The sequence below is a fragment of the Pseudomonas agarici genome (assembly GCF_900109755.1).
Lineage (GTDB): Bacteria > Pseudomonadota > Gammaproteobacteria > Pseudomonadales > Pseudomonadaceae > Aquipseudomonas > Aquipseudomonas agarici.
The window spans coordinates 25,204-40,124 of the sequence record NZ_FOAR01000002.1; the positions used below are offsets into that span (position 1 = coordinate 25,204).

Annotated in this window: 14 protein-coding genes and 1 pseudogene; 4 read left to right on the forward strand and 11 right to left on the reverse strand. The window is 45.3% G+C overall.

Annotation, left to right across the window (positions count from 1 at the left end; all coding sequences use genetic code 11):
• Positions 1-31: 31 nt before the first annotated feature.
• The 4 genes from BMX68_RS01760 to BMX68_RS01780 all read right to left on the reverse strand — a co-directional run bounded on the left by BMX68_RS01760 (position 32) and on the right by BMX68_RS01780 (position 4,332).
• Positions 32-1,000, reverse strand: coding sequence for a YeeE/YedE thiosulfate transporter family protein (locus tag BMX68_RS01760; RefSeq protein ID WP_081503079.1), 969 nt, complete (start codon positions 998-1,000; stop codon positions 32-34).
• A gap of 599 nt (positions 1,001-1,599) precedes the next feature.
• A complete protein-coding gene (locus BMX68_RS01765; RefSeq protein ID WP_082712668.1) occupies positions 1,600-2,229 on the reverse strand; it encodes a cytochrome P460 family protein in 630 nt (209 codons plus the stop codon).
• A 166-nt stretch (positions 2,230-2,395) separates the two neighbouring features.
• Complete coding sequence (locus BMX68_RS26190) at positions 2,396-3,283, reverse strand: helix-turn-helix domain-containing protein (protein WP_244159600.1); 888 nt, start codon at positions 3,281-3,283, stop codon at positions 2,396-2,398.
• A 482-nt stretch (positions 3,284-3,765) separates the two neighbouring features.
• Positions 3,766-4,332 (reverse strand): carboxymuconolactone decarboxylase family protein, encoded by a 567-nt coding sequence (locus BMX68_RS01780; protein ID WP_039792943.1) that lies wholly within the window; start codon positions 4,330-4,332, stop codon positions 3,766-3,768.
• 318 nt (positions 4,333-4,650) lie between these two features.
• Between BMX68_RS01780 and BMX68_RS01785 the strand changes: the two genes are divergently transcribed.
• Positions 4,651-5,565 carry a LysR family transcriptional regulator gene (locus tag BMX68_RS01785; RefSeq protein WP_039792942.1) on the forward strand — a complete coding sequence of 305 codons (915 nt, stop codon included), beginning with the start codon at positions 4,651-4,653 and terminating at the stop codon, positions 5,563-5,565.
• Between the two features lie 63 nt (positions 5,566-5,628).
• On the opposite strand, the gene BMX68_RS01790 is transcribed toward BMX68_RS01785, so the two are convergent.
• Both BMX68_RS01790 and BMX68_RS01795 read right to left on the reverse strand, forming a co-directional pair.
• Positions 5,629-6,165, reverse strand: coding sequence for a YkgB family protein (locus BMX68_RS01790; protein ID WP_060783882.1), 537 nt, complete (start codon positions 6,163-6,165; stop codon positions 5,629-5,631).
• Positions 6,166-6,875: 710 nt separating this feature from the next.
• Positions 6,876-7,850 carry an AraC family transcriptional regulator gene (locus tag BMX68_RS01795; RefSeq protein WP_017134342.1) on the reverse strand — a complete coding sequence of 325 codons (975 nt, stop codon included), beginning with the start codon at positions 7,848-7,850 and terminating at the stop codon, positions 6,876-6,878.
• A 118-nt stretch (positions 7,851-7,968) separates the two neighbouring features.
• On the opposite strand from BMX68_RS01795, the gene BMX68_RS01800 reads away from it, so the two are divergent.
• On the forward strand, positions 7,969-8,502 hold the full coding sequence (locus BMX68_RS01800; RefSeq protein ID WP_017134341.1) for a carboxymuconolactone decarboxylase family protein: 534 nt from the start codon (positions 7,969-7,971) through the stop codon (positions 8,500-8,502).
• Between the two features lie 77 nt (positions 8,503-8,579).
• Here BMX68_RS01800 and BMX68_RS26195 read toward each other — a convergent pair whose 3' ends face one another.
• The 3 genes from BMX68_RS26195 to BMX68_RS01815 all read right to left on the reverse strand — a co-directional run bounded on the left by BMX68_RS26195 (position 8,580) and on the right by BMX68_RS01815 (position 11,189).
• Complete coding sequence (locus tag BMX68_RS26195) at positions 8,580-9,458, reverse strand: helix-turn-helix domain-containing protein (RefSeq protein WP_244159599.1); 879 nt, start codon at positions 9,456-9,458, stop codon at positions 8,580-8,582.
• A gap of 34 nt (positions 9,459-9,492) precedes the next feature.
• Positions 9,493-10,167 (reverse strand): peroxiredoxin-like family protein, encoded by a 675-nt coding sequence (locus BMX68_RS01810; RefSeq protein ID WP_060783881.1) that lies wholly within the window; start codon positions 10,165-10,167, stop codon positions 9,493-9,495.
• A 410-nt stretch (positions 10,168-10,577) separates the two neighbouring features.
• The gene (locus BMX68_RS01815) at positions 10,578-11,189 is read right to left on the reverse strand and encodes a cytochrome P460 family protein (RefSeq protein ID WP_074861804.1); all 612 of its coding nucleotides are present in this window, start codon (positions 11,187-11,189) and stop codon (positions 10,578-10,580) included.
• A 375-nt stretch (positions 11,190-11,564) separates the two neighbouring features.
• On the opposite strand from BMX68_RS01815, the gene BMX68_RS01820 reads away from it, so the two are divergent.
• On the forward strand, positions 11,565-11,993 hold the full coding sequence (locus BMX68_RS01820) for a c-type cytochrome (RefSeq protein ID WP_017134339.1): 429 nt from the start codon (positions 11,565-11,567) through the stop codon (positions 11,991-11,993).
• Positions 11,994-12,535: 542 nt separating this feature from the next.
• Positions 12,536-12,820: a cytochrome c maturation protein CcmE domain-containing protein gene (locus BMX68_RS01825; RefSeq protein WP_017134338.1), complete on the forward strand. Its 285-nt coding sequence runs from the start codon at positions 12,536-12,538 to the stop codon at positions 12,818-12,820.
• Positions 12,821-13,074: 254 nt separating this feature from the next.
• Here BMX68_RS01825 and BMX68_RS26690 read toward each other — a convergent pair whose 3' ends face one another.
• Both BMX68_RS26690 and BMX68_RS26695 read right to left on the reverse strand, forming a co-directional pair.
• Positions 13,075-13,935 (reverse strand): methyl-accepting chemotaxis protein, encoded by an 861-nt coding sequence (locus BMX68_RS26690; protein ID WP_439896036.1) that lies wholly within the window; start codon positions 13,933-13,935, stop codon positions 13,075-13,077.
• Positions 13,933-14,649, reverse strand: a pseudogene (locus tag BMX68_RS26695) (cache domain-containing protein); the annotation flags it as partial. The pseudogene BMX68_RS26695 and the gene BMX68_RS26690, both read right to left, overlap by 3 nt.
• Between the last annotated feature and the right edge of the window lie 272 nt (positions 14,650-14,921).

Genomic DNA, 14,921 nt, shown 5'->3' on the forward strand with positions numbered 1-14,921 from the left:
TAGGGTTTGCACGAAATAACCACACAGGCCACTAAGCGCTGTGACTAAGCTTAAATAGTCCGATTACCGCAACAAGCATCGCTGCATAAGCGATAAGAGCGTGGGGGGCGAGTGATGGAATACCGTGCAGCAGTAAAGTCTCGTTACCACCTGGGATGATTTCCGCGGAAAAACTCATCAACGAGCCTCCCGCGAGCTTTCGAAAAAAAGGTAAGGGTTGGGGTTTTCGGACTATTAGTTTGCGGGTCTTTCTCGCTGCCACGATGGCCCCCAAAATGAGCGATCCCGTAGCGGTAAACACCTGGAGAGCGACATCAGGTTGAGCTGGGTTGATCAGTTTGGCGGCACTGTGGGAAAGCACCGTCAGATATCCCCAGTTGCCGATTATCGCGTGGAGCAACCCCCCGGCGGCACCGATCACAGACATCGAAAAAAAAGGGCTCCAGGCGCTACCGGAAGGAGTCATGTTATTATTCGATGCAATGAAGCGATGCTTTAAATCAATATCATGAAAAGCAATTGCGATAAATGCCGCCCATATACAAATAGTTAACACGTTAGGTGTCGACAGATTTACTAAATAGAGAGGACTGCTGGGGGGGAATGGAACCACTTGAGCCAGGAGTGCGCCGATAAACATACCAATAAGCGTCCCAATATAGTCAGTTTCGCCATTAGCCAGATGAGCAATCGTGCCAAACACGCACGAACGATTTAGAAAAGCGCCAAAGCCGAAAAGTGCTCCAGCGACGAAGGTGATCTCAGAAGGTTTATAAGTGGGGGAGAGGTTAACAACACTTGGGAAAAACCAAACACTTGGTAAAAGCAGAGCTCCTGCCCATGCCGCGGCTGTAATAAACGCCCGAAGGTGGCTGGTTTGCTTATGTTTCATCCAATGGCCGACTGCAGCTACCGCACAAATATCGCCACGTCTTATGGCAAAGCCCATGATGAAAGCAAGGGCTGAGCTGATAACGATGGTACTGATAGAGTATGACAATTTCGTTAATTCTAATTAAGTTAATAGGAGGTTGAACGATTTGCAGTTGTAAGATAAAGTATCAGTTAGTTGTTTGTTGTGTTGAAACGAAAAAATTTTCCGTTGGTCTGTGATTACTATAGTTCAGATTTTTCTTCTTCTCAAAGAAATTGTAAAAAATTTATGCGTTTTTGGGGAAGAGTCTAAAGATCGTGAGACTTTTTAAGAAGTTTAAAAAAAGTCTGTAATATAAAATGTTAATCTAAATGAAGTGCGATGAAAATTCTGAGTGGTAGAGTGTTGTTGGCTATTGTTTTATTTTTATAGGGTATAAAATTTGTAGAAAGTATCTTATGTGAAAGTGGCTGGGTAATCTTCTTGTTCCCTGTAATTTCTAAAATCTGAAGCCGTGGTGAGCGCGGATAGTAAAGGTTATCTTCGCTATAAATCCGCGCTCGGCTTATTTATTGGAGTATAATGTCTGCATAAGCTGTCAACACGGCATTCCCTCAGTAAACTCAATGCAATACTCATTAGCTTTTAGGGGGTTCACTGAAGGGCCGGCTTTTCAACATTCCGAGTCTGATAGGCTTGCCCTGTGAATGAATTATATTGTGTTTTTAGTTGTTGAGTGTCGAGATCTTGTCATGTGCGTTGAGAAGAGGATATGCCCATACATGTACCCAGTCAGTTTTCTTTACAGGGGTATGGCAAGCGATGCATGTACTTGTATCTTTGTTGGTAGTGACGGATGGAGCCTCTTGAGCAATTAACGCCCAACCCCAGCCATCAGTCCATATTCCGCTGTCTTTGTAGCGACCTTTTGTGTCTTTTATCATCACAAACCAACCTTCTCCTTGATTCCAAAATGAAGCATGGCCTGTCGTCAGGTCGGCTGCCGTGGTGCCTTGTAGTTCTTTGATTAGCATAGCGCCATCGGGAAAATCCCCGTGGGAGCGATAATATTCAATCGAGTCGCGATCAACATACACTTGGTGGAGCTGTTTTAAGCCCCCCAATGAATCTCCACCAGGTACTGCGAAGGAACCAAGAAATACAAATTCCGTTCTATAATCTTTCGGTACCTTTATATTTCCATTTTTATCTACATAATTTTTGTAGGTTTGTGAATAAGTTGTGGAGTGAATATTTGAAGGTTTAGCCATTGACTCTGCTAGCGATATGGCTGGAAGCGTAGAAACCAGCAAGGCCGTGAGTACGGTTACGACTCTGATTTTATTGGCAATCATTTTAATAACCTGCTTCGGAATTAATGAATTTTACGACAAGCTGCAAGCTGCATTGAGCGTTTCACGCGTGCATAGAGCTAATCGCTCATAAATTTTAGTTGATAATCATCTCCTGTCATTTCAAAATCGTGCTTTTTTAAGACGTAAGTCTTGAACGACACCAAGTTTAATTGCACCAAAGATCTCGGTATTGTCCTGGTGTTATTCCAACATGTTGTTTAAAAGCCGTGCTAAAGTGCGATTGTGAACTGAAGCCGCATTCTTGGGAAATTTGTGCCAGGGTAAGGTTCGATTCAGCCAACATATGTTCGGCACGTCGTACCCTATGTTGCAGAATATAAGCATGAGGGGATTGCCCTGTCCGGGCTTTAAATGTGCGTGTAAAATGAAAATGGCTCTGTGCGGCAATACTTGCAAGTTCTCCAACATGGATTGAAGAACCAATACGTTGCTCGATATATTCGGCTACCTTAACGAACCTAGGTTCTGGCAGGCACGACTTTGGCAGTTCTATTTCAAAATTAAGTGCAGTGTTTTTTTTGCCTTTTAATATCATTGCAATAATAAATCGGGCTGCGGCTGGGCAGTGAAGACCGTTCCTAACCAGGCTGGCGCAGGTATTAATTCCATCTCCGATCTTTTCAACTACACGACGTGCAACACAACCAAAGCCTGATTCTGGGCCGTAATGAAGGACTATATTTTTAAGGCAAGTTAAGTTTAGCTGTAAAGTTTCAAGGGTTCGTAATAGAAAGTAGTCATCAATCATTATCTCTACAAAGCTATTCGGAGTTTCCCATGTGATGATTTGGCTGTTTTCCGCGCCTTTTAGCACAAGGCATGTGCCATACTTTATTTCCACCTCCTTGTGACGTTCCAATTCGGTAAGCGATAGTGAACCATTAGAGGTGAGAAAAATTATTATCGTCATTTGTCCGCGACGAGACGAGTACCGTTGATTTCCTTTTTGTTTTAATGACCTGGCGCTGACAATTGTGTATATTTGAGTTGTGATAGAGGTTGAGTCGGAGCGAGGAGGAAGTAGTACCGTCATATTAGCCTCTGAAATACTTTTAGCTGTCGGCTATTAGTCCGTGAATAGCTATTATTAGATGTCTATCTTTTCTAATTGATCACAAAACGATACGGTTTTCTGATCGTTGTATAAGAGTCGGGAGAATAAGCTGAGGAGAGCCTCTAAGTGGCCTGAACGCAACGCTTGAGCTACTATGCCCCTGATCGTCACCTGTAGGAAAGATGTGATTTTTTCTACTAAAAGGTGAGTCATTTGCTTGCTCCAATTGGCGTGAAACCTTCTGTTGTTTCCACGTTTGCTTGAAAGCCCTAGAGCGCGCCGGAGAACACGCCCACATCAGCGAGATAACGGTGCAAGCATAACCTATACGATCAGTGGTCGGGAAAGACCGGTTGTTTTATCAGTATAGTAGGTTTTTTTGGATTGATAGGATGTGCTTGTCTCCGATTTAACTAAGTTAGCCCAATCAAGAGTAAGGCTATTTCAAAAACTTGCTATTTTTATGATTGATTTTGCATGATCTCATCTTTGCTCTCAGCGTGAGGGAAGTCAATGATGGTATTGTTTATTCTGTTTACCAGGCTGGTGAATTTTGTGGACGTGATAACAAAGCAGATCTCTATTAGATTTTTTTCGGTGTAACCAACGTTAAAAAGCTCTTGAATACTGCGGAAACTAATCACTCCCTTTGAGCTTATTAGCGTTCTGGTGAAGTCAAGTAGTGTATCAAATTTTTCGATGTTGGTTGGTTGTGCTATTTTTATTTTTTTTATAGTGTCTTGCGATAGACCGGCGAATTGCGCCAAAAACGTATGCGCAGTAATACAATAGTCGCAACCGGCGTTTACACCGACTGTGAGCCTAATTGCTTCTATTTCTATTTTTGAAAGCGTACCTTTCTCTATTATTTCATCGAGCTCAAGTATGGCTTTTAAACCTGTTGGGCTATGCGTTCCAATAGTTGCATAAACATTAGGTACCATGCCTGCCGCTTTTTTTATGGAGGTGTAGATTTCGGAGGCGATGCCAGAAGCTGAAGATGGATGAATGGTTGACAAGCGAGACATTGGAACTTTCCCTTGGTCTGACGATGTGGTAACTACTAGCTGCTCACAAGGTATGCGTGTTTGCTATTACTTGGCTCAGATAGATGCATCGAAAGGCATTAGTCGGTGGTGCATTTCAACACAGTCAAAGCAGATCTCAATGCTTGCAAATGATCAGTAAATTATTACAAGGCAAGCAAGACGTGCTCGAAGCTGCGCTCAGATATAAATTATCATTTGGCTTTGTGCGTTTTTATTGCTGACTGTATCTAGGATAATCGGCTATTATTGCTTAATAGACTAGCCACCTAACGCAGATAACATAAATTCGGATTTTGCATGAGTGAATATCTTTTTCCATTTCGTTTATTCGTCCGTGTCGCTTATTCAGGCAGTTTCTCCCGCGCTGGTCGAGAGCTAGGTATTTCTCAGTCCTCAGCTTCGCGGATAATTGCTGCTTTAGAGCATGACCTGGGAGCGAAGTTGCTGGTTCGAACGACGCGTGCAGTAATGCTTACTCCGGCAGGTGAAGCTTACTTGGCAAACATAGAGCCCATACTGGCGGCTTTTGATGAAGCAAATCTTGCCACTCGTGGCGGAACACAGCATCATGGCCGGCTGAGACTTGGAATACACTCCGGTGTGTCTCTCAGAGAGGTTGTACCGAAATTATCAGAGTTCCTTGATGCTCATCCAGCGCTAAGCGTCGATCTGGTTGCAGATCAGCCTAACCGAGATGCGCTAAGAGAGCGTGTAGACCTCACCCTCCAGGTAGATGTGCCTGAAAATGTCACAACATCAATGCGGCTTGTCAGCAGTACTCCTAAGATTTTAGTTGCTTCTCCCAAGTATCTTTTGCTCCGAGGAGTGCCGAACTCGCCTGTTGAACTGATGGCACATTCAATTATCGCTGAGCCTTCTTCGTCGAGAGCAGGTACCTGGTTTTTTTCGCACAATGGTAAGGCTGTATCAATCAGTATTGAACGGAGAATGACGGCTAATGCGTATGAAGCAGCCATGGCTGCGGCTGTTAGTGGCGTCGGTATTATGTCTACAGGGCTCTGGTCGTGTAAAGCGGAACTAGAGTCGGGTGTATTGATTCGCGTGCTTGAGAACTGGGATATGGGCGATATTAAACTCTATGCTTTGTTTCCGGCAGGCGCCGCATCGAAAACTGTCGCACGTTCCTTTGTCACCCACTTGGTCTCGGAATTCCAAAAGCAAGAACAGAGTGGTAAAGCATGGCCCCCCTAAATGTTGTTATGGGGAGCCATGTATTCTTGATGTTCTTAAGTATTTAAATCTTGCTCAACTCGATTACTTGTGACGCATTTTATATCGCTGGCTCTCTATGGCTGTCAGCGAATTTCCGATTACCAATATGGATAAAGCCAACAAGCCGACGTCTTTTAGTAGAAATTGACCGGGAACAACTGATATGGCAGGGAAGCCCAGTGCCGGCTCAAACACCACTGGAGTCGTGAGCATAAATGTAAGTGTCGTTACAAATAGTCCAACTGATAGAATTCCGCCAATAAGTGATAGTTTAGGAGATATGCATCTGGCTGAAATTAATAGTCCAATCGCAATCTCAAGAATCCCTAGGAAATAGGAGAATCCCATGATACTCATGAAATTATACATCCAAGATAACACTGGACTATGACTTACAAAACCGTAAATACCGTTCGCCTCATACTCGGTAAATTTCATACCGCCGAACCATAAATAGATTACCGTTAGTGCGGCAAAGGCGGCATACCATCCTGTTCGAGTGATTAGCACGCCTAAAGAATTGTTGATTATAAGAAGGTTTTCAATCTTATCGATATGCGAAAGCGGTCGGGTGTTCATGGTGTCTCCTCAAAAAAAGCATAAATATTTCTTATTAATCATGGGGGAAATGTGAATATCGGTTACTTCAATATCTCGTAGTCATTTTTCCTCTCGCATAAAATTAAAGCTCGGGGTGTTTGTGAGCTTGGATAATCCCTAGTTAATTTTAGCCATAGGACTTGTACCCACGCTAAGAAAGAGCCTCGAACTTTATATAAAGTAGGCAGAAATGGTAAAAAATATTTATGTGTTTAATTTTAATTTTCGCAAAAAATTAAATTTTAAAAAAAGGTGGACGCATAAACCAGCGAACGTGCGTCCCACCTAAGGGATGATCAAAGGAGCTCCTTCAAAGAGGCCACCGCTAAAATTGCTTGAAATGTAAAGTCGTAATTCATGCTTCACTTGAGAGCGGGGACAAACATTAGCTTGTTTGTTTACAGGTTTGTTTCGAAATCGTGCTTTTTTTGATTGGACGTCTAATGCATCGAGCTACGCTAATGGTCTGTACAGTCAGTTGGTTGGCCCAAGTTCGGCTGGCACAAGTCCATGGCCAATGTGCCATGACCCGTTATAGCTTGCTATGGCGAGGGACAGCAACGCGGATCAGGGGACTTGTCGCGCCGAAATTGACTAACCAAACAGGCTACCGGGAGCGAGGGGCCAGGCAATCACTTTAACGTTCGTTGGGGTCGGTTGAATCAAAGTCGATTGGGCTTGATCGGGGTTCATGGTGTCTCTGAGCTTTGAGTGGTGAGCAGCCTCGATTGTACGCGCCATTTGCCCGGCGTCATCCCTATGTGGTTTTTGAACGCCCTTTGGAAGGCCGCATCCGATTTGTATCCAGTGTCTTGAGCTATTTTAGAGATTGAGTTCGATGTCTGCGCGAGCTGCTTGCTTGCCTTCATCATGCGTATTTCTACGAGCATATCATTAGCGGACCTGCCAACTGCCTCACCAAATTGTCTCGCAAAGGTCGACCTCGACATCAGGCACAAAGATGCTAATTCTGACATCGTCCATGTCTTGGAGTAATCTTCAAACATTGCTGTAAAAGCTGGCTGAAGCCTTGGGCGTTGCACTAGACGTAACAACCCGGTTAGCGGTTCGGCACCTTCACTCGCCAGGCGTAAGGTCATACCAAAAAGCGCCCCGGACAGGTGATTAATTATCGACTCACTACCAGAACTGTGTTCTATTGCTTCTTCATGCATTAACGTTACTAATCGGGCGAGTCGGGTACGTGCGACTTGTTCTTCCGTTGAGTGGGTGAAGTTATTAGGATCGCAAATTCCCCGAATAATTAGCTGTCGAGGCAAGTTGTCCTTTATCATTTGTCGTGGAGATAATGGTAAAATAAAGCGCCCACAGAGCATGTTTACAGGTTTAGCATCGCTCTCATTAGTTATAATTCTAAGACCGCGTTCACGATGCGACTTGCCAGTCGTCGATAAGGCTCTGCCCCCTTCATATAAAACATGGGAGACACCCGAAGGGATGAGTAAAATGTCGCCTGCTTGCATAAATAAGACGGGATGCTCGCCGTCGTCGACTTGAGCGGTGCCCCGCAAGAGTATGTGATAAGGGATCTCGCGCGGTCCGCTGGCGGCGTAATCGAGTCTCCAGGGAGGACTGAAATGGCACCGAATGTCCAGCGTACCGCTTGCCGGCATCAGAAGAAGCAATCTGCTTAAAATGTCCATTCGAGACGCTCGAGCATGAATTCGGTTAATTATAGCATTAACATGACAGGCGTCCAGGGTTAGGCTATACAGTCTCTCATGCACTGAGGTTAATTGCTTTATTCAGTAGGAGTATTCGATGTCGCGCTTGACCACCATGGATCCGACTGAAGCTAGCGGATTGCTGGCAGAAACCTTCGCATCTATTAAAAGAGCCGCAGGTATGATTCCTAATGCTTATTTAACTATCGGAACGCATAGTCCGGAGGGATTGGACGCGGTGCTGCGTATAGATGAAGTGGTCGCTAAGAGCGATATTTCTGATGCTGATTTAGAGATTATTCGCCTGGTGGTGAGTGAGTGGACGGGTTGCCGTTACTGCATCGCGGCTCATAGTCTAAAAGCTCATTTTTTTGGCCTTTCGCACGAGATTACTTCAAACATTCGAGAAGGTAGTAGCACCGGTGATTTTCGTCGTGATGCCCTCGTTGAATTTGTCCGAACGATTTTTAGTAGCAAGGGGGCGCTTAATTCGCAGAGTGTGGAGTCGATAATTGCCGCAGGATATTCTGAGCGCCAAATTATCGAGATGTCCCTGGCGATTGCATCAACGATATTCATCAGTACCGTAAATCGAATTAATGATACAGAGATAGATTACCCTGAATTTTGATCGGTTTAATGGTGTCCTAAGTTTGCTATTTTTATAATTAATACTGTGATGGTACTTCCAGTCATGTAGTCTTGTGCTCAGCGATGAAGATCGCGGTATTTTCCAGGTGTTAAGCCTATTCGTTTCTTGAATGTTGTTGTGAAATGGGATTGTGAATTGAAACCCGAGTCGTTGGCGATCTGTGAGAGGCTGACGTTAGTTTCAGATAGTAAAAATTCTGCGCGGCGAATTCTACTGTCCAAGATATAGGAGTGCGGAGAGCTACCAGTGCTCGCTCGAAATGTGCGGGCGAAGTGAAATCTACTTTGGGCGGCAATTTCGGCCATTTCAGAAACACTTATTGCAGTTGATATTTCATTTTCGATATGATCGACAATTTCTTTCAAGATGTTCTCTGGTAGAGAGAGCCTCTTCTTATTCGATTTATCCTGATTTATGTTGTTTCGAATGTTAACCATCATTGCAATCAGAAAACGTGCCGTAGGCGCACAATAATATCCATCTGCCACTAAGCTTGCACTGGTTTTTTGATTCCCCAACATTTTGCATGCTAAACGTTTAGCGAGGGCACCGAATCCTGCTTCCGGGCCATAAACTCCGATAACGTCTGAGAGCGCAGTTTTACTCGGTGTAACTGCTGCTATCACATCTGAAACAAATCTATCTTCAATAGCTATCTCGAGCAGCTTATTAGGGGCAGTCCAGGACATGGTCTGCTCTTTTTCAGTGTTCCCGATCAGCACTGTGGTACCAATCTTGGCCTCGACGTTGATGCTGGCTGAAGAGTTACTAAATACCAGGCGTCCGTTATCGCTAAGAAATATAACTATGGTAAAACGCCCGGTGTTTGAAACATAATTACCTGAAGGTTCGCAATTTAAAATACGTGCACTGACCAACACAATAGGGCGGTAACGTCTTGAATTGTTCGATTGGATCAGCCTTTGGTGTTGCATTTATTATCTCGCTTTAGCTGAAAAGGGTAGGCAGCTATTCTATCGCGCGGCTTTTGCGAGGCTGCGGCATATTGTCCAGTACTAATAAGATTTCATTCATGCTCATTAGTTGTACATAATTCGGGTTGACGTCTGAATACACAATAGTCCCTTGTCTATCGATAATATAGAACGATGTCATGGGTAGCAGCTCACAATCTGCTCCATTCAATTTATCGAGGTCTGCTCCAAGTTGGAGATAGGTTTTTTTAAGAGACACCGATAGCCGCCATGCAACCTGAAACTCCTGGGCGATTCGACTGCGAGAATCGCACAGCAGTGGAAAGTTGAAAGCTTGTTTTCTGTCTACATCTACTTGGGAGAAATGTAGTTGTGGTGATATGGCAATGACTGACACTCCTCTATCACTTAGCGCCGTATGGATTGTTTCTAGAGCAATGAGGGTCGTATATGAATACCAGCACCATAGTCCTCTTAAAAAGACAATAACAACAGGCCCTTTTCGAGTAAGATCAAGCGAATTTACTTCGCTTCCCTCCATGTCGAATAATGTGAAATCAGGCGCACGGAGTCCCGCCTTGATTGCATGTGTTGCAATTTTTGATTCACACAACTCCACAATCGAATTTCGTAAAATTTCCTGACCCTTGGCAGCAGGCGGGTTCTGATTTCCCGTTAGAAAATTAACCGGGGGCGTGTACAACACCATCAATTTTCCTTAGTTTTTTAATTTCTTTAAAATTTATTGATTATACAAATTTTTAGGGAAAAATTTCTCGAATTGCAGTTTGTGTTATCACCAAAATGTTTATTTTTCAAACGCGTGAATTACCGTAGATCATGGTAGCATAAGTTTATTCCAAAAACGTGCGGTTTTTTATTTGCCATGAAAACTGCTGCGATTGGTGCGGATTTTGCTTTCCGCAATCAATCGGTGAGATGTTGGGGGGGGGGTGAGCAGTGTATGGAATAATAAAATAAGTTTACTTTGCTTTTCCTTATATCTTCACTTGTCCATGCTGCAGGTTGATATCAATGGAATTGATTTATTTGGCCAGTCGCCGAAAAGCCTTATTTATTTTATAAATAAGGCTTTGTCCGTAAAATATATGTTGTTAATTAAGGAAGAGGAAGAGGGGTCAGGATCGGCTTGTAGAATTGGATGTATACCATATCTTCCTTGGCGTTATCGATATGGCATCCGGCGCAGGCTTCTTTCGGTGACTCTGTAGACGCTGCGGAGTAGGGAGGGGCGTGATGGCCGAAGTTGAAATAGCCCCAATTTTTTGTTTTTGCAAAGCGTTTACTGTCTTTGACGGAGACGTCTAACCCACTTGGGCCTCCACCGGGGAAATAACCTCTACCCGATGGTTCAACACTTGATCCATCCGGTAATTGGCCTTTTTGAGTCAGGTGCAGCTCCTTCACCATCATCGTACCTTCTGGCCAGGTCCCGGTTTTTCGATACTGCTCGAAAGCCGCAGGCTCTACGTAAACATTATGATACTCAGGAAATCCCGCCTTCCCGTTGTTTAGCCCGTTTGGGGTAATGGGGGCTCCGAGAAAAACCCATTGCCGGAAATTCTTTGGCTGCACCAACTGACCTTTATCGTTGAAGGTTGGGCCAATTTTTATGTCCGGGTAGCCTGCGGATTGCGCGGCAGTAGCGTATAATCCGGCAAACGCCGTTATCACTATCGCGGTAGTCATGTTAGTTATCAGGCTTTTCATTATGTTGTCTCCAGTAGGCAAGAGCTGAGATCTCTAATCTTAGAAGCGAAAACGTTCAGTAGTGATGCGATCATCATGTTAGTGTACGATCTGATGCATCGCTTTCAAAAACGTGCGGACTTTGCCATTCGTTGGCTGCATTGGCTGGACACTGGAGGCCGGCGTTCCTAGAATCATGCTTGTTGCGTGTGTGAACAAAGGTCAGGAGATCTATTATTGTCCCATTCACTCAGGATGGTCACGTGTAGATCTTTGGCGCGCTTTTTTTGCATTGGTTGGATTTAAGTGTGCCTGTTGCCTATGTAGCAATTTAGATTCGATATTTACCGAAAGCCTGATAGAAGTGATAAATTTAAACTAGCATCGGAGCCTTATATGAAATCTATCTTGACGAATTGCTCTCCAAGATTTTTGGCAGGGCTACTAGCGCTTGCTTTTGTTACGCCTTTGTTCGCTGAGGAGGGTGATGCCAAGCGTGGTGAGGCCGTTTTTCAACAATGCTCTGTTTGCCATCAGGTCGGGCCTACAGCGGCCAATGGAATCGGCCCGAATTTAACCGGTGTGGTCAATCGGAAAATGGGATCGCTTTCTGATTTTTCTTATGATACCGGATTACAAAAAGCGGCCCAGGCAGGAATGAGCTGGGATAAAGATAAAATATTCAAATGGCTTGCCGATCCGCAAGGCTATATTAGAGGTGTCGTGCATGATGATTCGGTTACTACAAAAATGACCATTAAAGTTAGTGACGAGCAGGCTCGCCGAGACGTGATTGCCTATATTGCTACGTTTAGTGGTAAATGAATTAACCTGCGATATGCTGAATGGTTTACTCATAAATCATGCTTGGAAATGTTTGCGACGATTCAACGGGGAGGACATTCACATGGGAAGAATGTCCTACACCTATAACGTAGGTACATAGCTAGGGCATTTGGTCGATTTCGTCGAGTTGCTCTCCAGAGGCGTTTTATGATGCCTGTGGCTGCTATATGCCCTTCGCAGCGCCCACGCATTGCTGATACTGCTGTGCAATGTGTCGCCTCGAGTGGAGCGCGGATAATCGCTGTTGCGCTGGTCACCGAGGCTATTTGGAGTCAGTCAATCTGGCGCTCATGGCCGTTTTAGAATACACGGCTAATGCGACAGTTGGCATGATCAATATATCTGCATCAAATAGTTGGTCGAATAATTAAGCGCGCTTCATCGGGGTGAGAACTTCAGTTTGTATGGGCTGTTGATGGTATCTGGTTTCTAGTGCTTATTATTAATGTCTTGCTGACATTTTTCATGCATCGGCGCTACTTGCATCGGTAGTTTTGTCGAGTACGACGGGAGGATAGCAAATGAGTCAGCTCCATAAATTACGGTTGATTTTCTTTCTTAGTATGCTTGCCGGGATCAGCACGGCTTCCACCGTGGTAATGAGCGCCTTGCGGGAAAACATCAGCCTCTTTTACACACCTACTCAAATAGCTAATGGTGAGGTTCCCGAGAATACACGGCTTCGTGCTGGGGGAGCGGTTGAGGTAGGATCGCCGCATCGCTCGACCGACGCGCCCGACGTCTCCAAAGCATTAAAAAAAAGCGGCCAGTCTTTACAGAACACATATAACATGCCGGCGAAGTAGAGATAATTAATTAGTTCTGAACTTGATCGTCTGACGATAGTACTCGCCCTGTGCTTTACCGGTGTGCAAGCCATGGTGCTGCTGGAGGGCTTAGTCCGGTGGCATGGACTATGTCGGGATGCCTGTAGTCGCCATGGCCGCTATGTTTAGCAGTCGTCTCAGTGCCACCCGAGGAGTTTAGTCGAGTCCGTAGGCGATCATTGATGGGGTATTCCTTGTATCGGCATTATGCTCGAGTTGTGGTGGATCTATCATCAAACGCGGAAGCGACCTAGTAGCTGATTTAAGTCACCCTTCAGCTGTTCTAAATGACGACTTGCTTCGTTGGATCGATCGGCCAGCGCCGCGCCATCATGAGCCAACGACGCTGCTTGGGTAACACTCTTATTGATTTCGTCAACCACCTGGGATTGTTGTAAGGTAGCGCCGGCGATGGACGCGTTAAGACCGCTGATGTTGCGCAGTGAAGACGTAATCTGATTCAGGTTCTGTCCCGCTAGGCGGGCTAGCTCAACTGTTTTTTGGGATGCCATGCTGCTGGCGTTGATTGCTTTTACCGCTGCTTGGGAATTGTTTTGCAGTTGCTCGATCATGAACTGAATTTCAGCGGTCGAGGTCTGAGTACGCTGCGCCAATAGCCGGACTTCATCCGCTACAACAGCAAAGCCGCGACCTTGCTCTCCGGCGCGGGCAGCTTCAATCGCCGCGTTCAGGGCCAGTAGATTGGTTTGCTCGGCAATCGCTCGAATGACCTCTAAGACTCGACCAATCTGTGAGCTTTCTTGATCCAGTCTTTGAATTACCACGACCGCTTGGTCAATCGTTTCAGACAGTCGATCGGTTTGGTGCAAGCTAGACTCGATACTGTGTTGGCCTTGTAAGGCTTGCTCCTCTGCCTGGAGCACTTCGTTGGCAGCGTGTTTGGCGCCTTTGGCGACATCTTGTACAGCATAAGAAACTTCGTTGATAGCGGTAGCCACTTGTTCCATTTGCTGTGACTGTTGTTGGCTTTGTCGTTGACCTGTGCTCGCGACATCGCCAAGTGAGAGAGAGGCGTGATCCAGTGCGCCAGCGACCTGACGGGTTTGACTGATGACCCTGTTCAGATTACCCATGAAGGAATTGAAGTGCTGCCCAAGAGCAGTTAGCTCGTCGTGTCCTTTGTTGTCTAAATTGCGGGTCAAATCGGCATCGCCGGTGGCGATGTTCGCCATGGCGTCAACTATCGCGGTCAATGGTAGGGAGATGCTGCGCGAGATAAGGGTTACCAAGACCGCTAGCAAGATACCGACTATCGCTAAGTTTCCTAATGCGTTGATAATTTTTCCGCGAAACTCGAGTAACACATCATTGACATAAGCGCCGGAGGTGATAATCCACCCCCACGGCTTAAACAATTCTACATACGAGACTTTTGGCAATGGCTCATCAGAGCCAGGTTTTGGCCAGAAATAGTCAACTTTTCCTTGTCCTTTATACTTAGCCAGATCGACCATCTCCCGAATGTAGAGTCTCCCTTCTGGATCCTTGGTTTCAAGCATGTTGACGCCTTGGAGTTTGGGATTGGTCGGATGCATAAGCATCGTGCCCTGTAGATCCAGGAGCACAAAATAATCCGTCTGATTGTAGCGCAGGCCATTTACCATGATACTGGCCTGCTTCTGTGCCTCTTCTCGGGTCAGTTCACCGGAGATTTCCTTTGCATGATAATAGCGCAGGATGCCGCTGACCGTCTCAACTACATGATGAGTTTTCAATGTCTTGGCATTGAATAGGTCGTCGCGGATCTGGTAGAGCATCAACGCTGACAACGCAATCAACATCAGCATGGAGGTTAACAGGATCAACCATAAGCGACGGCTGATAGGGACATTACGCAGAATAATCACCGAAAAAGCTCCTTTCTTGTCCTTTTTAGGTGTTACTTAACAGCTAGAAAACACCCGGAGGCGCAGGAATAAACTGCTTCGCAATGAGCGTAGTAGCGAGGCAACGGAATGGGGCGCCGTTGCACCTATTAAATGCGGTTATTTTGCAGTACGACACACTTAACGAAACAATCAGCCTTAAGGTCTGCCAATTTAACAAATATCAGCCTAAA